General features: G+C 66.4%; 19 protein-coding genes and 1 other RNA gene. 12 read left to right on the top strand and 8 right to left on the bottom strand.

The window, feature by feature from the left end:
* The 3 genes from KHN93_RS06615 to ffh form a co-directional block, all read right to left on the bottom strand.
* Positions 1-798, bottom strand: coding sequence for an aminotransferase class IV family protein (locus KHN93_RS06615; RefSeq protein ID WP_104560935.1), 798 nt, complete (start codon positions 796-798; stop codon positions 1-3).
* Positions 789-1,859, bottom strand: coding sequence for an NAD(P)H-dependent flavin oxidoreductase (locus KHN93_RS06610; protein WP_065048724.1), 1,071 nt, complete (start codon positions 1,857-1,859; stop codon positions 789-791). Before KHN93_RS06610 ends, KHN93_RS06615 begins: the two co-directional genes overlap by 10 nt.
* Positions 1,860-1,951: 92 nt before the next feature.
* Positions 1,952-3,328: a signal recognition particle protein gene (gene ffh, locus KHN93_RS06605; RefSeq protein ID WP_016901489.1), complete on the bottom strand. Its 1,377-nt coding sequence runs from the start codon at positions 3,326-3,328 to the stop codon at positions 1,952-1,954.
* Positions 3,329-3,642: 314 nt separating this feature from the next.
* Between ffh and KHN93_RS06600 the strand changes: the two genes are divergently transcribed.
* The gene (locus tag KHN93_RS06600; RefSeq protein WP_016901491.1) at positions 3,643-4,434 is read left to right on the top strand and encodes a cytochrome C assembly family protein; all 792 of its coding nucleotides are present in this window, start codon (positions 3,643-3,645) and stop codon (positions 4,432-4,434) included.
* A 52-nt stretch (positions 4,435-4,486) separates the two neighbouring features.
* Here KHN93_RS06600 and KHN93_RS06595 read toward each other — a convergent pair whose 3' ends face one another.
* Positions 4,487-5,536 (bottom strand): aldose epimerase family protein, encoded by a 1,050-nt coding sequence (locus tag KHN93_RS06595; protein ID WP_102581766.1) that lies wholly within the window; start codon positions 5,534-5,536, stop codon positions 4,487-4,489.
* Positions 5,537-5,776: 240 nt separating this feature from the next.
* On the opposite strand from KHN93_RS06595, the gene KHN93_RS06590 reads away from it, so the two are divergent.
* Entirely contained in the window at positions 5,777-7,360 is a 1,584-nt protein-coding gene (locus KHN93_RS06590) for an alpha-N-arabinofuranosidase (RefSeq protein ID WP_181141983.1), read from the top strand.
* 187 nt (positions 7,361-7,547) lie between these two features.
* On the opposite strand, the gene KHN93_RS06585 is transcribed toward KHN93_RS06590, so the two are convergent.
* Positions 7,548-8,513: a LysR family transcriptional regulator gene (locus KHN93_RS06585; RefSeq protein WP_104561647.1), complete on the bottom strand. Its 966-nt coding sequence runs from the start codon at positions 8,511-8,513 to the stop codon at positions 7,548-7,550.
* A 135-nt stretch (positions 8,514-8,648) separates the two neighbouring features.
* Between KHN93_RS06585 and KHN93_RS06580 the strand changes: the two genes are divergently transcribed.
* Positions 8,649-8,924 carry a DUF2798 domain-containing protein gene (locus KHN93_RS06580; protein WP_047128339.1) on the top strand — a complete coding sequence of 92 codons (276 nt, stop codon included), beginning with the start codon at positions 8,649-8,651 and terminating at the stop codon, positions 8,922-8,924.
* Between the two features lie 429 nt (positions 8,925-9,353).
* Positions 9,354-10,703, top strand: coding sequence for a glycoside hydrolase family 16 protein (locus tag KHN93_RS06575; protein WP_212579296.1), 1,350 nt, complete (start codon positions 9,354-9,356; stop codon positions 10,701-10,703).
* An 84-nt stretch (positions 10,704-10,787) separates the two neighbouring features.
* Here the strand turns inward: KHN93_RS06575 and KHN93_RS06570 are convergent, their stop codons facing one another.
* Together KHN93_RS06570 and KHN93_RS06565 are read right to left on the bottom strand one after the other, a co-directional pair.
* On the bottom strand, positions 10,788-11,156 hold the full coding sequence (locus KHN93_RS06570; RefSeq protein ID WP_024938072.1) for a response regulator: 369 nt from the start codon (positions 11,154-11,156) through the stop codon (positions 10,788-10,790).
* Positions 11,149-12,312, bottom strand: coding sequence for a PAS domain-containing sensor histidine kinase (locus tag KHN93_RS06565; RefSeq protein ID WP_212579295.1), 1,164 nt, complete (start codon positions 12,310-12,312; stop codon positions 11,149-11,151). Before KHN93_RS06565 ends, KHN93_RS06570 begins: the two co-directional genes overlap by 8 nt.
* 156 nt (positions 12,313-12,468) lie before the next feature.
* On the opposite strand from KHN93_RS06565, the gene KHN93_RS06560 reads away from it, so the two are divergent.
* The 6 genes from KHN93_RS06560 to trxC all read left to right on the top strand — a co-directional run bounded on the left by KHN93_RS06560 (position 12,469) and on the right by trxC (position 19,547).
* Positions 12,469-15,633, top strand: a complete 3,165-nt coding sequence (locus tag KHN93_RS06560) for a response regulator (RefSeq protein WP_104561655.1) — start codon at positions 12,469-12,471, stop codon at positions 15,631-15,633.
* Positions 15,606-16,457 carry a CheR family methyltransferase gene (locus KHN93_RS06555; protein WP_172454412.1) on the top strand — a complete coding sequence of 284 codons (852 nt, stop codon included), beginning with the start codon at positions 15,606-15,608 and terminating at the stop codon, positions 16,455-16,457. Before KHN93_RS06560 ends, KHN93_RS06555 begins: the two co-directional genes overlap by 28 nt.
* A gap of 5 nt (positions 16,458-16,462) precedes the next feature.
* Positions 16,463-17,041, top strand: coding sequence for a chemotaxis protein CheB (locus KHN93_RS06550; RefSeq protein ID WP_212579609.1), 579 nt, complete (start codon positions 16,463-16,465; stop codon positions 17,039-17,041).
* A complete protein-coding gene (locus KHN93_RS06545; RefSeq protein ID WP_212579294.1) occupies positions 17,038-18,168 on the top strand; it encodes a hybrid sensor histidine kinase/response regulator in 1,131 nt (376 codons plus the stop codon). Before KHN93_RS06550 ends, KHN93_RS06545 begins: the two co-directional genes overlap by 4 nt.
* A gap of 388 nt (positions 18,169-18,556) precedes the next feature.
* The gene (locus KHN93_RS06540; protein ID WP_039522643.1) at positions 18,557-18,922 is read left to right on the top strand and encodes a DUF1428 domain-containing protein; all 366 of its coding nucleotides are present in this window, start codon (positions 18,557-18,559) and stop codon (positions 18,920-18,922) included.
* Positions 18,923-19,100: 178 nt separating this feature from the next.
* Complete coding sequence (gene trxC, locus KHN93_RS06535; protein ID WP_184231187.1) at positions 19,101-19,547, top strand: thioredoxin TrxC; 447 nt, start codon at positions 19,101-19,103, stop codon at positions 19,545-19,547.
* 157 nt (positions 19,548-19,704) lie between these two features.
* Here the strand turns inward: trxC and KHN93_RS06530 are convergent, their stop codons facing one another.
* Entirely contained in the window at positions 19,705-22,080 is a 2,376-nt protein-coding gene (locus KHN93_RS06530) for a TonB-dependent receptor (RefSeq protein ID WP_039520026.1), read from the bottom strand.
* Positions 22,081-22,188: 108 nt separating this feature from the next.
* Here KHN93_RS06530 and KHN93_RS06525 point away from each other — a divergent pair.
* A non-coding RNA gene (locus KHN93_RS06525) (sX9 sRNA) lies at positions 22,189-22,265 on the top strand.
* Between the two features lie 249 nt (positions 22,266-22,514).
* A complete protein-coding gene (locus tag KHN93_RS06520; protein ID WP_212579608.1) occupies positions 22,515-24,164 on the top strand; it encodes a glycoside hydrolase family 43 protein in 1,650 nt (549 codons plus the stop codon).
* Positions 24,165-24,189: the final 25 nt, after the last annotated feature.

The following is a 24,189-nucleotide window of genomic DNA, read 5'->3' as shown; positions in this document are numbered from 1 at the left end:
TCAGATCCCCTGCCAGGCCTGGGTCTGCAGGGCTTGTTCCAGCAATGGCAGCTGCGCGGCCTGCGCCGGCCACGACGCCGCGCCGGCTTGCACGATCGCCTGCTGGCCGCGCGCGTTGCAGCTGAAGGCGCCATCGAAGCTGCCCAGCTCGCTCAGCACGACCGGGCGAAACTCCTGCTGGATACCGAGCGTCTGCAGGCCGGCCTGCAGCAGACGCTGCTGGGTGCCGGGCAGCGCCGGCCCTTGCGGCCACACCACCCTGCCCTGCTGCCACACGCCCAGATTCCAGAAGGCGCCCTCCAGCAGATGCGCCTGCGCGTCGATCAGCAATGCATCGTCGTAACCGGCCGCCATGGCCTGGCGACGCAGATGCAGCAGCGCGAAGGTGCCGACATGCTTGTGCCGGGGTTGCTCGCGCACATGACGGACCGGCTGCACGCGCAACGCGGTAGCTGGCATCCGGGCTGCGGGCGCGATGGAGATCAGCACATCGAGCGCAACCTGGCGCAATGGATCGCGCAGGTCGAAATCTTGCGCAAACACGGTGATGCGCACGCTGGCGTCTTCGCAGTTCGCAGCCGACAACGCAGCGCGCAACTGGACGCGCAGGGATGCCTCCTCGATCGATGCACCGAACAGCGCAGCGCCGTCGTGTTGCAGTCGTTGCAGATGCAGGTCCAGCCCGCGTACCGCACCGCCGCGCACCTGCAGGGTGGTGAAGTGGCCGTAATTGACCAATGCAGCCGCGCCCAACTGCTGCGCTGTCGCCACTGCGCCGTTGCAGAAGATCAGCGGCACAACAACGCCTGTGCTTCAGCCCACCACTGGGTTAGCAATTGCGCGGCAGGCTGGGCAGGTGCCATCCAGGCCGATTGCCCGGCCCAGGCCTGCATGGCGTCCAGGCGGTTGTCGCGCGCGGCGGCCTGACGCATCGGTGCGGTCAGCGCGCGCTGCACCGGATACGGCGCCGGCACCGGCGCCTCGGCCGCAATGGCAGCACGCACATAGGGCGTGGCGAGCGCACGCCCCAGCCGGCCGGAAAATGCACGGGTCGGCTGGGTCTGTTCCGGCTCGGCCTGGGCCAGGGCGTCGGCCCAGGCGCTCGGCAGCGCCGCCTCGGGCGTGCGCAGCAGGCCGGTACCGATCTGCACGGCGCTCGCGCCCAGCGTCAGCGCTGCGGCAATGCCGCGCGCATCGGCGATGCCGCCTGCGGCGATCACCGGAAGATCCAGGTGATCGACCAATCGTGGCAACAAGGCGAACAACCCTGTCATCTGCCGCTCGGCGCGACCGGCATCGAATGCACCGCGATGCCCACCGGCCTCGGCGCCCTGCGCAACCACCGCATCGGCACCGGCCGCCTGGGCCGCACGCGCTTCGTCCAGCGTGGTGGCGCAGGCAAACCAGGCGATGCCAGCGCTTTTCAGCCGCGCAACCTGATCGGGCCGAAACACACCCATGATCGATGAGGCGACGGCGGGCCGTGCGGCGAGCAAGGCGTCGAACTGGGCATCGAAGTCGGCCGGTGTTGCGTCGCCCGCATCCTCAGGAACCGGCGGCCCCCACTGCGACACAAACGCACGCACGCGCGCCTCTGCCGCGGCGTCGCGCACAGGGGCCGGATCGGGAATCCACAGATTGACCTGGGCGGGCCCGGCGCTCGCGCCGCGAAACGCCGCCATCCACGCCACGATGTCCTGCGGTTGCGACAACACCGCACCCATCGCGCCCATGCCGCCAGCCTCAGCAACCGCCGCCGACAACGGCACCGGGCAGGCACCGGCCATGGGGCTGAGCAGGATGGGAAGGCCTAAACCAAAACGCTGCTGGAAGGCGTCGATCTGCGAAAACGAACCCATCGTGCACGGCCTGAAGTGATGACGCGTTATGCGCGAGTTCAACGCCACGCGTGCCTGTCGAAGGACTTACCGCGCGCGTCGCCGATTGAAACTCAACGGAACGGCATGCCGCCGCGGCCGCCCATGGCGCCCATCATGCCTTTCATGTTGCGCATCAGGCCCTTCATGCCACCGCCGGCCAGCTTGCCCATCATCTTTTCCATCTGCTGATACTGCTTCATCAGCTTGTTGACGTCGGCCGGCTGCATGCCGGAGCCGCGGGCGATGCGGGCGCGGCGCGAGCCGTTGAGCAGGGCCGGGTTGCGGCGCTCCTTCTTGGTCATCGAGTTGATGATCGCGATCATGCGCGGCACTTCCTTGCCGGTGACCTGCTGCTTGACGTTGTCCGGGATCTGGCCCATGCCCGGCAGCTTGTCCATCAGCCCATGGATGCCGCCCATGTTCTGCATCTGCTCGAGCTGTTCCTTCATGTCGTTGAGGTCGAACTTCTTGCCCTTGGCGACCTTGGCGGCGAGCTTGGCGGCCTTTTCCTGGTCGACGCTGTGCTCGACCTGTTCCACCAGCGACAGCACGTCGCCCATGTCCAGGATGCGGCTGGCGACGCGGTCGGGATGGAACACGTCCAGGCCGTCGGTCTTTTCGCCGGTACCGACGAACTTGATCGGCTTGCCGGTGATGTAGCGCACGCTCAGCGCTGCGCCGCCACGGGCGTCGCCGTCGGTCTTGGTCAGCACCACGCCGGTCAGCGGCAGCGCCTCACCGAAGGCCTTGGCGGTGTTGGCCGCGTCCTGGCCGGTCATCGCATCGACCACGAACAGGGTTTCGGTCGGGTTGACCGCGGCGTGCAGCGCCTTGATCTCCTCCATCATCGCCGCATCGATGGCCAGGCGGCCGGCGGTATCGACCAGCAGCACGTCGGCGAACGACTTGCGCGCATCGCTGATGGCGGCGCGCACGATGTCGACCGGCTTCTGCGAGGCGTCGGACGGGAAGAACAGCACGCCGACCTGCTCGGCCAGGGTCTTGAGCTGCTCGATCGCGGCCGGACGGTAGACGTCGGCCGAGACCACCATGACCTTCTTCTTGCGCTTTTCCTTCAGGTGCTTGGCGAGCTTGCCGACCGTGGTGGTCTTGCCCGCGCCCTGCAGGCCGGCCATCAGGATGATCGCCGGCGCCGGCACGTTGAGGTTGAGGTCGGTGGCGGCCGCGCCCATCACGGCGGTCAGCTCGTCGCGGACGATCTTGATCAGCGCCTGACCCGGGGTCAGCGACTTGAGCACTTCCTGACCGACCGCGCGCACCTTGATGCGCTCGATCAGTGCCTGCACCACCGGCAGCGCCACGTCGGCTTCGAGCAACGCGATGCGCACTTCACGGGTGGCTTCGCGGATGTTCTCCTCGGTCAGGCGGCCGCGGCCGCGCAGGCGCTCCATGGTGCCGGAGAGACGTTGGGTAAGGGACTCGAACATGCGCAAGGGACCGCGTGAGGGGAAACGGGCGTCGATTATAGCGGCACCGGCCAGCCGGCCGCCCCAGCGGCCGCCCACGGCCCTACCGGCGAAGCCAACCCGCAAGCAGCCTCACCAACGCGCAGCAATGCGCACGGCCAAAGCACGACAGCGCAGCAGCGCCAGGAACGGCGCCTGCAGTGCCAGCAGGTAGCCCCCCGCCCGCTCGCGCTCCGCTCCCAGCACGCCAGCCCACCTCCAGCCCCGCAGCTCGCAACTGCTTTTCCCGATTCCCGATTCCCGATTCCCAGCCCCCAATATGCGAAACTTCCACGATGACAATCGTTCTCATCGCGTTCGCCTTGTATCTGCTGGCCACGGCACTGCTCACCCGCTCGGTGCTGCGCGATGGCAACCAGGCGCCTGCCCGCTGGCTGATCCCGGCACTGGCGGCCGTGGCGCTGCACGCCGGGTACCACGTGCTGGTGGCGCTGCGCACCGCCGGCGGGCCGGACATGCATTTCTTCGCGGCGCTATCGCTATGCGGCCTGGGCATGGCCGCGCTGACGGCAGTGTTCGGCGCGCGCGGGCGCATGGCGGCGGTGGGCGTGGTGGTGTTCCCGCTTTCGGCAATCCTGCTGGCCTGCTATCACGCTTACGGCCACGAACCGAGCTCGGACCTGGGCTGGCGGCTGGAACTGCACGCGTGGATGGCACTGCTGGCCTATGCCACGTTGGGCATCGCCGCGTTGCTGGCGATCATGCTGTGGCTGCAGGAGCGCGCCCTGCGCCGCCGCGACTTCCACACCTGGCTACGCGCGCTGCCGCCGCTGACCGAGCTGGAGACGCTGCTGTTCCGCACGATCACCGTCGGCTTCGTGCTGTTGAGCCTGACCCTGCTGACCGGCCTGCTGTTCGTGCAGGACTTCCTGGCGCAGCGGCTGCTGCACAAGACCGTACTCAGCATCCTGTCGTGGATCGTGTTCGGTGCGCTGCTGATCGGCCGCTGGCGCAATGGCTGGCGCGGCACCAAGGCGGTGCACTGGACGCTGACCGCGATGGCGCTGCTGGTGTTGTCGTTCTTCGGCAGCAAGTTCGTGATCGAGCTGGTGTTGGGGCCGCGCTGATCGCGTTGGCTGCAGGCCCGTCCCGGCCCCACTGTCGTTGCGATACCCGCGCTCAGGCGTCCAGCGCAGCGCTCACCGCCGCCCACGGCTGATCCGGCCCCGGGCTGGCGAAGTGATAGGCGATGCGGCGGCGATACACCTGCCCGGGCCGCAGGATCGTCGACGGGAAGTTGGGGTGGTTGGGCGCGTCCGGGTAGTCCTGCGGCTCCAGGCAGACGCCGCGGCCGAGTCCGGGATGGTGGTCGTCCAGATGCTGGCCCTCGTAGAGTTGCACCGCCGGCGCGTCGCTGCTGATGCGCAGCGCCACGCCACTGTGCGGCGAGTACAACTCGGCAACGCAATCGGCTCCGGCGGCCAGCACCAGGCATTGGTCGTAGCCCTTGCCGAGTACCACCTGCGGGTGCGACGGATCGATCGTGTCGGCCAACGCCGCAGCATGGCGGAAATCGAACGGCGTGCCGGCGACGGAGGCGATCTCGCCGGTCGGGATCGATTCGGCATCCACCGGCAGATAGCGATCTGCCGGCACCCGCAGCACCTGCAGCGCGGCGCGCCGATGCGGGTCGCCGGATAGGTTGAAGTACGGGTGATGGGTGAGGTTCAACGCGGTGGCGGCATCGCAGTGCGCCTCGAAGTCCAGCTGCAGGCTGCGTCCGCGCAATTGCAGCCGCGCACGCACCTGCAGATTGCCGGGATAGCCTTCTTCGCCATCGGGCGAGTCGTAACCGAGCAGCACCTGGTCCGGCGCCTGCTCCAGCACGCTCCACACGCGCCGACCGAAGCCGCGCAGGCCGCCGTGCAACTGGTTGCGCCCTTCGTTGGCCGCCAGCGTGTGGGTGACCCCATCCAGCGTGTAGCGCGCGCCGGCGATGCGGTTGCCGAAGCGGCCGACCAGGATGTTGAGGCTGTCGCCATCGGCGGCGTAGGCCGGCAGATCCGGCAATGCCAGCAGCAGCGGCACCACTCCGTGCTCGGTGGTCAGCCGCAGCGCATGCAGGATGCCGCCGTAGGTGAGCACCTCCGCCTCCAGGCCGTCATCGCTGCGCAGCGTGAGCGCGTGGACTTCGACACCGTCTGGCAACTGCCCGAACACTCGCTGCATGGATCGTCCTGCCGATACTGGAAGCTGGCGAGCATAGCGGGGGAGCGCGGTCGCCGACCATGCCCCGGCGCACATCCTGGCGTGCGACGTGATGACCATGTCGGCGAGACCTGCGCCAGCCTCTGGCTGATTGATCGCGATGCAGCGACAAGCAGACATCGCAGGCACTAGGCTAGCGACGCGCCCGCCCCGCAGCGGCGTGCGCCCCCCTCGATCGATCAGCACAGGAGCGCCAAGCCGATGCAGTGGATTTCCCCCACTTTGCGAATCTCACCCGGACGGCTGTTGCAGGCTGTCGTTGCCGCGGCCCTGCTCGCCAGTGCGTTTGCCGCCCCTGCGGCCGAGGTCAAGGTGACCGGCACGCTGCGCGTTGACCAGCCCGGTGCGCAGGTGTCGCGGCAACTGTTTGGCCAGTTCGCCGAGCATCTGGGCACCGGCATCTACGGCGGGGTGTGGGTCGGCGAAGACTCGGCGATTCCCAATACGCGCGGCTATCGCAACGATGTGCTGGCCGCGTTGAAGGCGATTGCGGTGCCCAACATCCGCTGGCCCGGCGGCTGTTTTGCCGACGAATACCATTGGCGCGATGGCGTCGGTGCGCCGGCCAAGCGCCCGGTCAGCGTCAACACGCACTGGGGCGGCGTGGAAGAGTCCAACCGCTTCGGCACGCACGAGTTCATGGACTTCACCGAACTGCTCGGCACCCAGGCCTACATTGCCGGCAATGTGGGCAATGCGGCGCCGGACGAGATCGCGCAGTGGGCCGAATACATGACGGCGCCGACCCGCTCGAGCCTGGCCAACGAACGCCGCGCCAATGGCCGCGATGCACCGTGGCAGGTGCCTTACTTCGGCGTGGGCAACGAGCTGTGGGGCTGCGGCGGCAACATGCGCGTGGAATACGCGGCCGACGTCTATCGGCGCTACCAGACCTTCGTCAAGGCGCCGGCCAATCAGAAGATCCTCAAGATCGCGCCCGGCCCCAACAACGACGATTACCACTGGACCGAGGTGATGATGCGCGAGGCCGGCACGCTGATGGACGGCCTGAGCCTGCACTACTACACCGTGCCAGGTGGCTGGCCACCGCGCGCCTCCTCCACCGACTTCGACGAAGCCGCCTGGATCGACACGCTGTCGCGCACGCTGGTGATGGACGATCTGATCCGCAAACACAGCGCGATCATGGACCGCTACGACCCGGGCAGGAAGGTCGCGCTGGTGGTGGACGAATGGGGCACCTGGTACGCCGGTCTGCCGGATGCGAACCCGGGCTTCCTGCATCAACAGAACACGCTGCGCGATGCACTGGTGGCGTCGTTGAACATCGACATCTTCAGCGCGCATGCCGAGCGCGTGCGCATGGCCAATATCGCGCAGATGGTCAACGTGCTGCAGGCGATGATCCTCACCGACGGCGACAAGATGGTGCTGACGCCCACCTACCACGTGTTCGCGCTGTACAAGCCCTACCACGACGCCACCCAGCTGCCGTTGCAACTAAGTACACCCGAGTATCGCCATGGCGACGTCCACGTGCCCGCAGTGCACGGCTCGGCGGTCAAGGCCAGGGATGGACACGTCTATATCGCCCTGACCAATCTGGATGCGACGTCGGCCGCGAGCGTCAATGTGCAGGTGGATGGCCTGACGGCGCGCGGGGTGACCGGGCAGATTCTGACCGGGCCGGCGATCACTGCGCACAATACCTTTACGCAGCCGCGCACGGTGGAACCCAAAGCGTTCAAGGGGGCACGCATGCAAGGCAACGCAGTGACTATCGCGCTGCCGGCGCGCTCGGTTGTGATGCTCAAGCTGGAGTGAGCGATGGCGGCGGCAGCATCAACTGCCGCCTTAGTCGTTGGTCGAGAACGACGACTGCGCAAACTGCGTCTTCAGCGTCGTTCGCTCTCAAGCAACCCGGCGTCCATCAGGCATCAGCACGTCACGCCCGCGTGCGCCCTGTCGAACAGAGCACGGAACCAGGCGCCCTCCAGATGTCGAATACTGGCTACACCCCGGTTGCTGCGTGAGCCGGTGCCAGTGCAGGCTCGGCAGTACGCCATTGCATTGGAAGGCGTTCGAGCACGTGTTCCATGAAGGCGCGCACCTTCGGGGTGAAGTCGCGGCGATCGGCGACGCAGAGGTAGATCCGTAGCGGCTCCGGCAATGCCTGGGCGGTGCTGCCGAGATCGGAGACAAACAGCGGCTGCAGCTCGCCGCGCTGCAGGTAAGGCTGCACGACATAGGCGGCCAGCCGCGCGATGCCGCCGCCGGCCGCGGCCATGGTGGCGAGCGCGTCGATGTCGTCGCTGACCATCGCCTTGCCCAGCTCCGGCTGGAAGCGCACGCCATTGCGCACGAAATTCCACGGCAGGCAGCGCCCGTCGACCGGGTAACGCAGCAGCAGGCAATCGTGATACTTCAAGTCGTCCGCACCCTGCGGCGTCCCGCAGCGCGCCAGATACTCGGGCGCTGCGCAGACCACCAGCGGCACCTGGGCGATGCAGCGTGCGACCAGGCCATCTTCCAGCTGCGCCTCGATGCGCAGGCTGACATCCACGCTTTCCTGCGCGTGCTGCACCGCCCGGTCGGTGCACAGCAGCTCGATCTCCAGCTGCGAGTACTGCTGGCGCAGGGCCGGCAGCATCGGGGCGAGCACGTGCCGCGCAAAGGCTGCGGTGCTGGCCACCCGCAAGCGCCCCGCCGGCGCCTGCTGCGGCCCGACCACTGATTGGCGCGCGCGCTCCAGGTCGCGCTCCAGCTGCCGCACCTGCTCGAAGTACAGCGTGCCGCGCTCGGTCAGCGCCAGGCTGCGCGTGGTCCGGTGCAGCAGACGCACGCCCAGGTGCTGCTCCAGTCGCGCGATGTTCTGGCTGACCGCAGCCGCACTGATCCCCAGCAACTTGGCGCCTCCGGCAATGCTGCCGGCATCGACAGTGCTGACAAAGCTACGGATGGACTGAAGAATGTTCATTGGCTAGGCAAGTATTACCAAACGATTCGTAAGTTTTTCTTACGTAAGCCGCAAGGCTACGCGATCTACCCCGCCCGCGGTGGCGTCTCTACAGTGCTGCCCATCACGCCGATCCGCGGCAACCGAGGCCACTGCATGTCGTCATCTCCCCCCTCCTCCTCATTGCTGCGCCCGCGCTGGAAACTCGGCGTGCGCACCACCCCGTTTGTGTTCGCGTTCTATATGGCCACGATCATGGCCTTGCTGATGTGCTTGGTGATCACCGGCGCCAACACCGGCCTTGCCCCCGGCTACCTGTGGCGCGTGCTGGACGCTTACCGCATTGCGATGCCCACCGCGTTCTGCTGCGTGCTGGTGGTGCGACCGCTGGTGATACGGCTGGTGGCCTGGACGGTGCACGCCGGGCATTAAGTCAGGCGTATGCGGCATGCGCGAAACGCTGCCGCGGGCAATCGTGCCGATGCATCCGCAAGGCCATCGATGTGCCGCAGCACCTGGCTTGCCTGCCACGGTGGCATTCCGATGGCATTCCCAGCGCCGTAGCCACTCCAGAGCCTGCCAATGCGTGCATGCGTTGGCGCTCGAAGCATCTGTCGGCTTGAACGCATTGAGCTGGACGCCGCAGATGCGGTCGCGCCCGCAACGAAACATCCGCAGCCAGCTGCTGCCACGCAGCATCCGGCGCATGTAGTCTGCGACCGCCGTCATGCCAATGCTGGATGATTCCGGAATGAACACCACGGAACTGAAACGCGCCACACAATTGCTTTGACACTGAAGTAGCCGCTGCGCAGCGTCACTTCTACATGGACGTCGGTCCACTTTTTGGAGACGCACGCAATGAACACGCTACGCAGTGTCGCTGTGCAGTTCGCCCTGCTGTGCGCAGTGGCGATGACACCAGTCGCGCACGCGCAAACCCTGGTCTGGGAAGACAACTTCAATGGCCCCGGCATCGATGGCAACAAATGGACCTATGACGTCGGCAACGGCTGCCAGATCGGCCTGTGCGGCTGGGGCAACGGCGAGATGCAGTACTACACCAGCCGCGCCGAAAACGCGCGTATCGATAACGGCCGGCTGGTGATCGAAGCGCGACGCGAAGCGTTCCAGGGCATGCCGTTTACCTCGGCGCGTCTCAAGACCGAAGGCCGCATGCATTTCAAGTACGGCACGCTGGAGGCGCGCATCAAGACGCCGGTGGTGGGCAACGGGCTGTGGCCGGCGTACTGGATGCTGGGCACCATCGGCGTGTGGCCAGGTCGCGGCGAGATCGACCTGCTGGAAGCCGGCATGGCCGCGGCGATCGCCAATGGCACCGCCAATCGCCGTATCGGTGCCGCGGTGCACTGGGACTACAACGGCCAGCAGGCCGACTACGACACCAGCTACACCAGCCCGGTGGATCTGCATGCCGACTTCCATGTGTACCGCATGACCTGGGACCCGCAGTTCATCCGCGTGTCGATCGACGGCCAGCAATACTTCGAGTTTGCGATCTCCAATATCGAAGGCGCCTCGCTGCACGAATTCCATCAGCAGCAGTATCTGCTGCTCAATCTCGCCGTGGGCGGCACCTATACCGGCATCACCTCGCCTGCGGCGGTGACCGCGCCGTTGCCGGGCAGGATGGAGATCGATTACATCCGCCTGTATCAAAACCCCGGTTCGCAACTGTACGTGGGCGCGCAACACGCAGCGCCTGCGGGGCGATTCGGCGTGTTCACCGAGCAGGCCGATACCAGCGGGCGACTCAACTTCGGCCAGGATGCCGAGCTGTATCTGTGGAACAACCTCACCCCGATTGCGCAGGCGCCGTTCGAAGGCAGCAACGTGATGGCCTACCGCGCCAACGCCGGTGCCTGGTATGGCCTGGGCATCCAGACCGACTATCGCAACATGGCTGCCTATGCCGGCGGCGCGCTGAAGCTGCATCTGAAAACCACCACGCCATCGACCTTCAAGATCGGCATCAACACCAGCTTTGGCGACAGCTGGGTGGATTTTGCCGCGGGCGGCAATCAGTACGGCCTGGTGCGCGATGGCGCCTGGCACGAGGTGAGCATTCCCTTCAGTGCGTTCTACGACCTGGATCTGCAGGCGGTCAAACAGATGTTCATGCTGGTGGCCGATCCGCCGGCTACGCCAGTGGAGATTGCCATCGACAAGGTGTATTACCAGAGCCGTTGAGCGGCGCAGCCGCAGGATACTCGGTCACGGCCCGCGCGATTGCAGGCACGGCTTTCTGCAGCGCAGGACACATGCAGCCAACGCTCAGGCGTTGGTTGCCACGCCTTTCAACACATCGATCAGCTGACGCAGGCGATACGGCTTGGGCAGAAAATCCACCTGCGCCGGCAGCGGCGGTAATTGCGCCTTTGCAAACCCCGAGGCCAGGATCACCCGCGCCTGCGGTAGCAACTGCGCCACGTGTTCGCTCAGTTCGATGCCCGACATGCCGTTGGGCATGCGGATGTCGCTGAAGACCACATCATAGGGGCCGTTCTCGCGCAGCATGCGCAAGGCGCTATGGCCGTCGTCGGCGGTTTCGACGGTGATGCCTGCATCGCGCAGCGCCTCGCCGATCAGTTCGCGCAATTCCTGCTGATCTTCCACCATCAACAGACGCAGGGATTCAGTCATGCTCAGCCTCCTCGATGGCCGGGAGAAACAGGGTAAAGGTGGTGCCGCGGCCGGGAGCAGTATCCAACTCGACGAAACCACCGGATTGGGACGCAAAGCCGTATACCTGGCTCAATCCCAGGCCCGAGCCCTTGCCCACGTCCTTGGTGGTGAAAAATGGCTCACTGGCGCATTGCGCCACGTGTGCAGACATGCCGGGGCCATCATCGCGCACGGCAATGCTGACGTAATTGCGCGGCCGGCCATGCGGATCGGACGGCGCAACACGCTGCTGCACGGCCGTTTCCAGCACGATATTGCCGCCGCCAGGCATGGCATCGCAGCTGTTGAACACCAGATTGAGCAAGGCCGCTTCCAGTTGGCCGGGGTCCACGCGGATATCGGGCAGTTGCTCGGCAAACTCGAGCGACAAGGCAAGGCCGGCCGGGCAGGCACGCCGCAGCAGTTCCAGCGAGCGCGTCACCACCGCGTTGGCGCCATGGCGTTCGGGAATCAGCCGCTGCCCGCGAGCAAAGGCGAGCAGCTGGCGCGTCAGCAAGGTGCCGCGATCGACTGCCGTCTGCGCCGCTTCCACCAGCATGCGCGTGCGCGCATCGTCGCCGGCACGCAGCGCGATCAGGTCCAGGCTGGTCACCATCACGGTCAGCAGGTTATTGAAATCGTGCGCCATGCCGAGCGTGAGGCGGCCCAGCGCATCCACCTTCTGCGACTGCATCAGGGCGTGCTGCGCGTGCTGCAACAGCTGCTGCGCCTGGTGCCGCTGGTCGATGTCGCAGGTGACCTTGGCAAAGCCGACCAGCACGCCGAATTCCAGCACCGGCTCGATCGCCACGCTCGCCCAGAAACGGCTGCCGTCCTTGCGCACCCGCCAGCCTTCGGTGGCAAAGCGCCCCTCGCGTCCGGCGGTGTCCAGATTGCGGGCCGGCTCGCCGCCCTGCGCATCCTCTGGCAGATAGAAACGCGAAAAGTGCGAGCCAATGATCTCGGCGGCGGTGTAACCCTTGATGCGCTCGCCGCCGGGATTCCAGCTGCACACGTGGCCGCCCGTATCGAGCATGTAGATCGCATAATCGGACACGCTCTGCACCAACAGCTGGCACTGCCGGCTGTCGTGAGAAAGCGGCCCCGCACTGTCGACGGCCGTTTCCGCATCCATCACGCAACTTTCCCCCGAGAAAGCGCGCGACCATAGTGACGAGTGCGTGAAGGCTGCGTGCAAGCCGACCCGGCTGCAGAGCGTCAAAATCCCGGCGATTTGCGCGTGAAACTTATCGGCTACCATGACCGCCCTCCCCGTCCGGTCCGCGCCTTTATGCAGAACATCTCGACCACACGCGACCGCTGGGTGTGGGTGATCGCGGGGGCCCTGATGGCGGGAACGCTCGGCGTGGAATTGGTCACGCCGCTCGGCTATGCGGTGTGGCTGACCTATTTCGTCGCGGTGGGCGTGACGGTTTTCCAGAATCGCGTGCAGGTGCCTCTGGTGGTCGCCGCGCTCTCGTGCGTGCTGCTGGCCGTCGGTTTTCAGCTGGCGCCATCCAGTACCAGTTCCAGTTTTTCCTCGATCAACCGCAGCATCGGCGGGGTGTCGTTCCTGGCGATGGCGCTGGTGGTGATGCAGGCGATCCGCGCGCGCCGCCAGGCCGAACTGGCGCTGTGGCTGCAGCAGGCCGAAAACACCGTCGAAGCCAGTTTGCGCGGTGATCACAGCCCGGACGATCTGGCCAATGCCGCCGTGCGCGCGCTGTGCGACACGCTGGATGCGCAGGTCGGCGCGCTGTATCGCATCGAGGGCGAGCGCCTGCGTCTGACCGGCGGCGCCGCGCTGCCGGCCGATGCGTCCAAGACATTGCCGACCGATGCCGGCCAACTCGGCGAGGCCTTGCGTAGCGGCACGGTGCGCCGGGTGCGCGGTGTGGAGGCCGGACATCTGCAGATCGCCTCGGGCCTGGGCCGCAGCGCCTGCCAGGAACTGCTGCTGGCACCGGTCATCGCCGATGGGCGGGTGATCGGCATCCTGGAGCTGGGCCGCGCCGCTGCGCAGGGCACTGCCCGCACGCGCGAGGAAGAGCTCCTTACGCGCTGCGGCGAAAACATCGGCCTGGCCTTGCGCACGGCATTGCTGCGCGCGCAGCTGGTGGCCCTGCTGGAAGAAACCCAGCGCCAAAGCGAGGAACTGCAGACCCAGCAGGAAGAGCTGCGCGTGGCCAACGAGGAGCTGGAGGAACAAAGCCGCAGCCTGCAGCAATCGCAGAGCGATCTGGAACTGCAGCAAGCCGAGCTGGAACAGACCAATGTGCAGCTGGAAGAGCGCACCCAGGCGCTGGAAGCGCAGAAGCAGGCCTTGCTGATCGCGCAGAACCAGCTGGTGCGCAACAGCAACGAGCTGTCCACCGCCTCGCGCTACAAATCCGAGTTCCTGGCCAACATGTCGCACGAGCTGCGCACACCGCTCAACAGCGCGTTGATCCTGGCCAAGCTGCTGTCGGACAACAAGGACGGCACGCTCAGCCCCGAGCAGGTGAAATACGCGCAGGCGATTCTGTCGTCCAACAACGATCTGCTGGCGTTGATCAACGACATTCTCGACCTGTCCAAGATCGAAGCCGGGCATGTGGAACTGGCCGACGAGACCGTCGCCACCAGCTCGGTGCTGCAGCGCCTGCGCGAGACCTTCGAACCGCTGGCGCGCCAGAAAGGCCTGGCGTTGCAGCTGGCTGCCGAATCGGACGCACCGACGCAACTGGTCGTCGATAGCCAACGCCTGCAGCAGATTCTCAAGAACCTGCTGGCCAACGCGATCAAGTTCACCGAGCACGGCAGCGTCAGCCTGTCGATCCAGGCGCACACGCCGGGCCGGGTGCTGTTCAAGGTCAACGACACCGGCATCGGCATCGCGCACGAACAGACCGAGATCATCTTCGAAGCGTTCCGCCAGGCCGATGGCAGCACGCGCCGTCGCTATGGCGGCACCGGTTTGGGGCTGTCGATCTCGCGCGACCTGGCCCAGCGCATGGGCGGCAGCATCCGCGTGGACAGCCAGCCCGGACGCGGCAGCTGTTTCACGCTGGAATTGCCGATCGACGGCGCGCCGGCCGAGCTGGTCACCGCAGCACAGGCCAACGCGGGTGCGCTGGCGATCGGCGCCACGCCGTCGTCGCAATCCGCCAGTGGCACGGCCATGGCCTCGCGCCTTGATGGGCGCGCAACGGTTGCGTCCACGGGGATGCCGCTGCCGATTCCGGCAGCCGCCGCCCCGCCGCTGCAGCGCGCCGACGATGATCGCGACCAACGCACTCGTCCCGGCCGGCTGATCCTGGCGGTGGAAGACGAAGCACGCTTTGCGCAGGCGCTGGTCGACCTGGCGCACGAGCTGGACTTCGATTGCGTGGTGGCGCCCAGCGCCGAAGAAGCGCTGCGTCTGGCCGCCGAACTGCGTCCCAGCGGCATCCTGCTCGACATCGGCCTGCCGGATGCGTCCGGCCTGAGCGTGCTCGAACGCCTCAAGCGCGATCCGGCCACGCGCCATATTCCGGTGCATGTGGTGTCCGCGCTGGAGCGCAGCCAGATTGCGCTGGAACTGGGCGCGGTGGGCTATCTGATCAAGCCAGCCACGCGCGAGCTGCTGGCGGGCGCGATCCGTCAACTGGAAGACACCAATGCACGTGCGGTGCGCCGCCTGCTGATCGTCGAAGACGACAGTGCGCTGCGCGCGAATCTGCAATTGCTGCTGGCGCGCGATCAACTGGAGATCATCGCGGTGGGCAGCATTGCCGAGGCGATGCAGCAGCTGGCCGGCTCGACCTTCGACTGCATGGTCACCGATCTGGCGCTACCCGACGGCAGCGGCTACGACCTGCTCGAGCGCATGGCCGGCAACGACGCAGTCGCGTTTCCGCCGGTCATCGTCTACACCGGGCGCGCGCTCACCCGCGACGAGGAACAACGCCTGCGCCGCTATTCCAAGAGCATCATCATCAAGGGCGTGCGCTCACCCGAACGCCTGCTCGATGAGGTGACGCTGTTCCTGCACAGTGTGGAAGCCTCGCTGCCCAGCGACCAGCAACGCCTGCTGCGCGAAGCGCGCCGCCGCGACGCGGTGCTGGACGGCGCCACCGTGCTGCTGGCCGAGGACGACGTGCGCAACATCTTTGCGCTCTCCAGCGTGCTCGAGCCGCTCGGCGTGACGCTGCAGATCGCCCGCAACGGCCGCGAGGCGCTGGAACATCTGGCCAAGCATGAGGTGGACCTGGTGCTGATGGACATCATGATGCCGGAGATGGATGGCCTGACCGCGATGCGCCAGATCCGCGCCAACCGCCAGTGGCAGGATCTGCCGATCATCGCGCTGACCGCCAAGGCCATGGCCGACGATCGCGAACGTTGTCTGGAGGCCGGCGCCAACGACTACATCGCCAAGCCCATCGACGTGGACAAGCTGGTGTCGCTGTGCCGGGTGTGGTGCTCGCGGCAATGAACGCGGTGGAGCTGTTCGACCTGGAGCTGCGGGTGCTGCTGGAAGCGGTCTACCAGCGCTACCACTACGACTTCCGCGATTACGCGGTGTCGTCGCTGCGCCGGCGCATGCGCCACGCGATGGCACGCCTGGAGTGCACCCGCGTGGCCGATCTGCAGCACCGCCTGCTGCACGAACCGGACACCTTTGCGCAGGCGATGCAGTTCTTCACCGTGCAGGTGTCGGAGATGTTCCGCGACCCGGCCTACTTCCGCGTACTGCGCGAGCATGCGGTGCCGGTCTTGCGCACCTATCCATCGATCAAGCTGTGGGTGGCCGGCTGCAGCACCGGCGAGGAAGTCTGGTCGCTGGCGATCCTGCTGCACGAAGAAGGCCTGCTGGAAAAGGCGGTGATCTACGCCACCGACATCAATCCCGAAGCACTGGGCATGGCCGAGGCCGGCGCCTTCGGCATCGACCGCATCGCGCAGTTCAGCCGCAATTACCTGGATGCCGGCGGCCGCGGCTCGCTCTCGGATTACTACACCACCGCCTACGATGGCGCGGTGTTCGATCGCCGGTTGAAGCGCAATATCGTCTTCGCCGACCACAGCCTGGCCACCGATACGGTGTTCTCCGAAGTGCATCTGGTGTCGTGCCGCAATGTGCTGATCTATTTCAATCGCAGCCTGCAGGACCGTGCCGTGGGCCTGTTCCACGATGCATTGGTGCACCGCGGGTTCCTGGGCCTGGGCAGCAAGGAGTCGCTGCAGTTCGGTGCGCATGCGCAGGCGTTCGAAACCGTGGCGCGCGAGCAGCGCCTGTTCCGCAAGGCAGCGGCATGAACGAGATGCACGCGGAGGCCGCGCAGTTCGACGCGATGGTGATCGGTGCCTCGGCCGGCGGCGTCATGGCCTTGCAGGCGCTGTTGTCCAGCCTGCCTGCGGACTTGCCGATGCCGGTGCTGGTGGTATTGCACCTGCCGCGCGACCGCACCAGCCATCTTGCCGAGCTGATGGATGCACGCTGCGCCTTGCCGGTGCGCGAGGCCGAAGACAAGCAGCCGCTGCTTGCCGGCAGCGTGACCATCGCCCCGCCCGACTACCATCTGCTGGTGGAAACGCGCGACAGCCTGGCGTTGTCGATGGATGCACCGGTGCTGTTCTCGCGCCCGGCGATCGACCCGTTGTTCGAATCGGCGGCCGACGTCTTCGGGCAGCGCCTGCTGGCGATCCTGCTCACCGGCGCCAGCAGTGACGGCAGCGCCGGCGTGGCAGCCTTGCGCGCGGTCGGTGGCACTGCCTGGATCCAGCGCCCCGACGATGCCGCCTCACCGCTGATGCCCGCCTCCGCTCTCGCCTATGCTGGCGCCGATGCGGTGCTCACCCTGCAAGCGATCTGCAGCCGACTGGAAGCCTTTCACCCATGAATCTCACCGCGACCGGCCTGGCTGCGCACGGCAACGGCGACGAACCCGCCAAGCTGCTGATCGTCGACGACGTGCCGCAGAACCTGGTGGCGATGGAAGCGCTGCTGCAGCGTGACGGCCTCCAGGTGCTGTGCGCCGCGTCCGGCGCGCAGGCGCTGGAGCTGCTGCTCGAACACGATGTGGCGCTGGCGCTGCTGGATGTGCACATGCCGGAAATGGACGGCTTTTCGCTGGCCGAACTGATGCGCGGCTCGCAGCGCAGCCGGCACGTGCCGATCATTTTCCTGACCGCATCGCCGAACGATCCGATGCGCGCCTTCCAGGGCTACGAAACCGGCGCGGTGGATTTCCTGCACAAGCCGATCGAGCCGCACGTGATCCTGAGCAAGGTCAATGTGTTCATCGAGTTGTACCAGCAGCGGCGCCTGCTCAAGGCGCGCAACGCCTCGCTGGAACGCGCGCTCACGCTCAACGAAACCATGATGGCCGTGCTCACCCACGACCTGCGTACGCCGCTGTCGGTGATCCTGCTATGCGCCGACAAGCTCAGCCTGGATGTGGAGGCCGATGGCTCGGCCGCACGCACGCTTGATCACCTGGAAAACAGCGCGCGGCGGATGGCGCGGATGGTCGAGCAGCTGCTGGATTTCTCGCGCCTGCGCAGTGACGGGCTGTCGATGCAGTTCGGCCCCTGCAATCTGGGCGAAGTCACCCACAGTGTGGTCGGCGAAGTGGCGCAGGCCAATCCGCACACGCCGATCGACCTGCGGACCGAAGGCGATCTGGACGGCGATGGTGATGGCGATCGGCTGGCCCAGGTCGTGTCCAACCTGGTCGGCAACGCGGTGCTGCATGGCGGCAGCCAGCCGGTGCGGGTGCATCTGGACGGACGCGAACGCGACACGCTGCGGCTGTCGGTGCGCAATGTCGGGCGCATCCCGGACAGCCTGATGCCGCGCCTGTTCGAGCCGTTCAAGGCCAGCTTCCATACCAGCCAGGGCCTGGGGCTGGGCCTGTTCATCGCCGACCAATTCGTCAAGGCGCATGGCGGCACGCTGCAGGCACGCAACGAAAACGGCGACGTGGTGTTTGAAGCCGTGCTGCGGCGACACAATCTGGCCGCGTAATCGCGGCCAATAGGGCGACGAACATCACGCCGGGCGTTCGCCGCGGCGCCCGGCAAGGCGTGATGTTTGATCGAAGCCCATGCAATACCGATGCTGACGGCCTGTCGTAAGCCCAGCCCATCGCCACAACACAATCCCTCTGACGAACTCATCCAGGACGCGTCACGCAGATTGCCACGCATGCGATCCGACAAGGAAACCGGGCACGACAACGGTGTGCATCGTCATGCGAGCGCGACCAGTGCTCGCCATCCGGATGCACCGTATGCTCGCACTCCACGCGCGGGCGACATCCATCGCGGCGCCGCATTCCAGCTTGTTTCGGTCGCACCAGCATCTGTTCGTCATCATCAGGCGCACGCCGTGCGCCATGTCTGAGGAGGTGGTCATGTCGTATGTGGATGGGTTTGCGCTCGCGGTGCCCACGGCCAACAAGGCCGCGTTTCTGGAACATGCCCGCATGGGCGATGCCATCATCATCGAGTACGGCGCGCTGCGCGTGGTGGAGTGCTGGGGCGATGACGTCCAGCATGGACAACTGACCGACTTCCATCGCGCGGTCGATGCCGGCGACGACGAAACCGTGGTGTTTTCGTGGATCGAATGGCCGGACAAGGCGACCCGCGATGCGGGCATGCGCAAGATGATGGACGACCCGCGCATGGACCCGTCGGTCAACCCGATGCCGTTCGATGGCAAGCGCCTGATCTACGGCGGCTTCGTTCCGATCCTGAGCCTGGGGCAATCGGGCTGAGCACTGCAGCGCGCGTGCGCCAGCTTGTGGCATGAGCGCCGCACACCCGGTGTTGCGGAAGTGGCCGACGGCACCGGGTTTTTTGGCATCGGCCGTTACACTGGCCGCATGCAGCCGCGCTCGCCGCCCATGATGCGCGAGCGCAGCGACTGCATTGCCTGCCACCGGAGACCACCGCATGACCGACGCACCGCTCCTGATCGCCTGCCCGAGCTGCGCTGCGATGAACCGTGTCGCAGCTGCGCGTCTGCGCGATGCCCCCAACTGCGGCAGTTGCCACAAGCCCTTGTTCCTGGGCACGCCGGTGGCGCTGTCGGGCACCGATTTCGACAAGCATGCGCTGCGCAGCGCGCTGCCATTGGTGGTGGATTTCTGGGCGCCGTGGTGCGGGCCGTGCCTGAGCATGGCGCCACAGTTTGCCGCAGCCGCGGCAATGCTCGAACCGCAGGTCCGGCTGGCGAAGGTCGATACCGATCTGCATCCGGCGCTGGGCACGCGCTTCGGCATCCGCAGCATCCCGACCTTGCTGGTCATCCGCGGCGGCAGTGAGCTGGGCCGTCACTCCGGCGCGGTGAGCAGCGCGCAGATCGTCAGCTGGGTGCAGTCGGTGTTGCGCAGCCGTTGACACAAAAAAACCCGCTGCATGATGCACGCAGCGGGTCTGTTCTACGTTCTACGGTCGGCATCACTGCGGCACACGCGCAGTGATGCAGTCGATCGATCAAGCACCGGGAGCGGCTGACCAGAGCACCGTGCAGCCGCCCGCTACTTTTCAGTCGCTCTTACTGCCAGTTGACGTTGACCGACACACCCACCACGCGCGGCTCGTTGTACACCGCCGCCATGTAGTTTTCGATCACGCCCTTGACGTTCTTCTCGTTGGTGATGTTGCGTGCAAACGCCGCTACTTCCCACGCGCCATAGCCGCCGGTGTAGCCAAGCTTGAGGCCGCCTTCGAAATTGCCGTTGGCGCGGAACTCGGTGGAGTCGTACAGCACGAAGCTGGTTTCGCCCTGCTTGTTCCAGTCGGTGGAGACAAAGAAGGCGCCATCGTTGCCCACCGGGATGTCGTAGCGCGCGGCCAGGTTGAGGTTGTACTTGGGCGCGTTGGGCAACGGGTTTCCGTCGATCTGCGCAAAGGTGTTGGCACCGACGCGGATGGTCGGGTCGTTGACCGTGCACACCACCACGCCGTTGAGCGCACAGGCCTGCGCGTAGACGCGATCGTCGTGGATTTCGCTGTGCAGCAGGCTCAGGCCTGCGGTCAGCGACAGGTTGGAGATCGGGCGCCAGTCCAGATCCGCCTCCAGGCCGTAGGCCTTGGCCTTGTCGGCATTGAACAGCACGCCGTTGCCGTCCGAGTCGTTGCCGTTGAGCTGGATGTCGTCCACCGTATAGGTGAAGCCGCTGACGTTCAGACGCAGGCGGTTGTCGAACAGGCTGCTCTTGATGCCGGCTTCCCACGACAGGATGGTTTCCGAATCGGCGGTGGTGAAATCCGAATTGAACACCGCGCTGCGGCCCTGGATGGTCGGGCCGCGGAAACCGCGTGCCACGCGCGCATAGACGCTTAGCTCGGGATTGATTTCATACATCGCGCTGAGATCCCAGCTGGGCTGGGTGTCGGACATGCGCACGTCGCGACGGCCGCGATAGGTCACCGCACCGGCGGCGGTATCGGCGGTCTTGAGCAGGCGGGTCTCCTTGCTGTCCTTGGTCTGGCGCAGACCGGCAGTTAAGGTGAGTGCATCGGTAGCCTTATAGCTGAGCTGCCCGAACCCGGCCCAGGAGGTGTTGGTGTTGCGCAGGCGCACCCAGTTGTTGGGGTTGCGCGCGGCGGTCTGCAGGAAATACGCACGCTGATAGAAATCGGTGGTGTCGCGCCCGTCGAAGTAGAACGCGCCCACCTGCCATTGCAGTGCGTCGTCGCCTTCGCTGGCCAGACGCAGTTCCTGGGTGTACTGATCCAGGTCGCGGATCTGCCCCATCGACTGGCCGAAGCCGTTCGGCACGCCGTTGACCGGGTAGTTGGCCGCTGCGCCGCCATCGGTGTCGCCACGGCTATAGCCGGAGGTGGTTTCGTAGGCGGTGATGGAGGTCAGCGACACGCCGCCGAAATCGTAGATCGCCTTGATCGAGCCACCGTCGGTCTGATACGCCTGCGGGTTGTCGTGCGCCTCGTCGTAGGCCACGCGATCGCGCGGCACGTCGACCTTGTCGCTGCCGCGCGTGACCGCATTGCGCAGGAACAACGTGGAGGTGCCGTCGTAGTCACGCGTATGCACCGAGCCCAGCAGCGAGAACGCGTCGTTGGGCTTGAGCAGCAGCTGCAGGCGCGCATTGCGGTCGTTGTAGCCGCCCATCGCATCCTTGCGCGGCGTGCGCGTGCCATCGGCACTGCTGCCGGCGAAGGTGTTGTCCACCCAGTCGTCGCGGTGCTGGTACAGGGCCGACACGCGGAACGACAGCACGTCGTTGATCGGGCCGCCGAAGCCGCCGTCCAGCGACACCGTGTTGTAGCTGCCGTAACTGGCATCGACGCGGCCGGTATAGGTATCGCCGGGTTTGATGGTGTCGAACTTGACGATGCCGGCGGTGGTGTTGCGGCCGAACAAGGTGCCCTGCGGGCCGCGCAGCACTTCGACCTGGTCCACGTCATAGACCGGGTTGGACTTGAGCACCACGTGTTCCAGCACCACGTCGTCCTGGATGATGGACACCGGCTGCGAAGCGCCGAGGTAGAAGTCGATATTGCCCAGGCCACGGATATAGAAGCGCGGGAAGATGCGCCCGGTGGTGGTCTCGGCATAGAAGCCCGGCACGCGGCCGGACAGCGCCAGCAGCGTGTCGTCGCCACCGGCGGTGAACTCGCGCATCGCCGCGCCCTGCACCACGCCCACCGACACCGGCACTTCCTGCAGGTTCTGCTCGCGGTGTTCGGCAGTGACGGTGACCGTATCCAGCGCGGTCGGGCTGCCCTCGCCCTCGCCTTGGCGCGTCGGCGCCTGCTGCGCAGAGGCAGCGGCGGCCAGCGAGGCAAGCAGCAGGCCGGCGCAGGCACGCGCCAGCGGCGTGCGCTGCAAGGCGGCGCGACGGCGTGCGGGTGCGTGCGTGGTGGCGGACGTCAGGGACGCGGAAACAGACGAGTACAACGACATGCGAGATGATCCTTGGGTAGGTGACGCGAGGGGTGACACGGAGGCAAACGCGGCGATCAACATGATTGCGCGGCGATCAGGCGGGCACGGCCGGTACTTGGAATCGGCACGTCGCACTCGTACACGCCGGTTCCTCCCCCACCGTCCGCTCCCACCTGACAACCGCTCGCCACGTTTTGTTGACCATTCCAGCGTCCGTCGGCACCGGGCATGCCGGCCGACGACGCAAGGTGGCGCCGCGCGCACGATATGTCAGCAATGTTGCAGCTCTATGGCAAGCGTGCCGTTGCGCACATGGCCGCCGTTGCAGAGCCATGCCTCGGCGCACGCCAGGCATTTCGAAACGGCATGCCTGCGCTGGCTGCGTGCTGTCATGCTGGCGCCATGCGGACGCGCTCAGCGGAGAGGAACAGAGCTTGAAACGACTTGGATGGATGGCGGGCGTACTGGCCGCGGTGAGTTGTCAGCTGGCGCAGGCCGGCAGCGCGGTGATCAGCCGGATCGACTACCAGGGCGATGACGGCGGCCCGGTACCGACTGCCGCGCAGTACCGCAACCCGGTCGTGGCCGGGTTCCATCCGGACCCGTCGGCGATTCGCGTCGGCGACGACTTCTATCTGGTCAACTCCAGCTTCGGCTATTTCCCCGGCCTGCCGGTGTTCAAGAGCCGCGATCTGGTGAACTGGACGCAGATCGCCAACGCGATCGATCGCCCCGATCAAATCAAATACGGCAACGACGAACTCACCCGCGGCCTGTTCGCCGCCAGCATCAGTCACCACGACGGCACCTTCTACATCGCCAACACCTGTTTCTACTGCGATGGCGGCAATTTCCTGATCACCGCCAAGGACCCGGCCGGGCCCTGGTCGGACCCGATCTGGCTGGATGCCAAGGGCATCGACCCATCGCTGTTCTTCGACGACGACGGCAGCGCCTGGCTGGTCAACAACGATGTGCCCGCCGGCAAGCTGCGTTACGACGGACACCGCGCGATCTGGCTGCAGCGGCTGGATCTGACCAGCATGAAACTGGTCGGCACGCGCCAGGTGCTGGTGGATGCGGGCTTCCAGCCGGCCAGCAACCCCGAGCATATCGAAGGCCCGCACCTGTTCCGTCGCGATGGCTATTACTACCTGACCGCAGCCGAGGGCGGCACCGGCGAGCAGCATGCACAGATGATCTACCGCAGCCGCCAGATCGCCGGGCCCTACCAGCCCTGGAGCGGCAATCCGGTGCTGACCCAGCGCGATCTGGACCCCAGCCGCAGCGCGCCGATCACCTCCGCCGGCCACGCGCAACTGGTCGAATTGCAGGACGGCTCCTGGTGGGCGGTATTCCTGGCCACCCGCCCGTATCAAGGCAACCACTACACCCTGGGTCGCGAAACCTTCCTGCTGCCGGTGCAATGGCGCGACGGCTGGCCGGTGATACTGCCGCACGGCACGGCTGTGCCTGCGGTCGCCACGCGCCCGCCGCTGCCGGCAGGCACGCAGGACTCACCCACCAGCGGGCCGATGCAGTGGAGCGAGCATTTCCAGGACGCACGCGTGCCGATGCAATGGATGACCATCCATCCGCCAACGACGCCGTGGTATGTCACCGGCCCGCAGGGTCTGCGCATCACGCCCTCGAGCGTGGCGCTGGGCGATATCGGCCGCGGGCAGCCGGCGTATCTGGGCCACCGTCTGCAGCATCACCACGCCACGCTGGCGGCGACCGTCGATGGCAGCACGCTGGCAGCGGGCGAACAGGCCGGGCTGGCAATCGTCGCCAGGGAAACGCATTACCTGGCCGCACTGCTGGTGCGCGAGGATGCCGGCATGTCGGTGCTGCTGTCGCGCCGCGCCGGGACGCAGGAGCCAGGCAGCGGCACCGTGCTGGCGCGCGCGCCGCTGGCCGATGCAACCCAACCGGTCACGCTGCGCTTCGCCCTGGATGGCGCACGCGTGCATGTGGATTACGCGGTCGGCAGCGGTCAGTGGCAGACGCTGCTGGAACAGGGCGATGCCCGCTTGCTCAGCACCGACAGCGCCGGCGGTTTTCTGGGTGCCACGTTCGGCCCCTACGCGTACGCGCAGTGAGCGCACGCCCGCCAACGACACGCCG

The sequence above is a fragment of the Xanthomonas arboricola pv. juglandis genome (assembly GCF_905367715.1).
GTDB lineage: Bacteria > Pseudomonadota > Gammaproteobacteria > Xanthomonadales > Xanthomonadaceae > Xanthomonas > Xanthomonas arboricola.
Note: the sequence above shows the minus strand (reverse complement) of the source record. Positions and strands in the feature narration are given on the sequence as shown.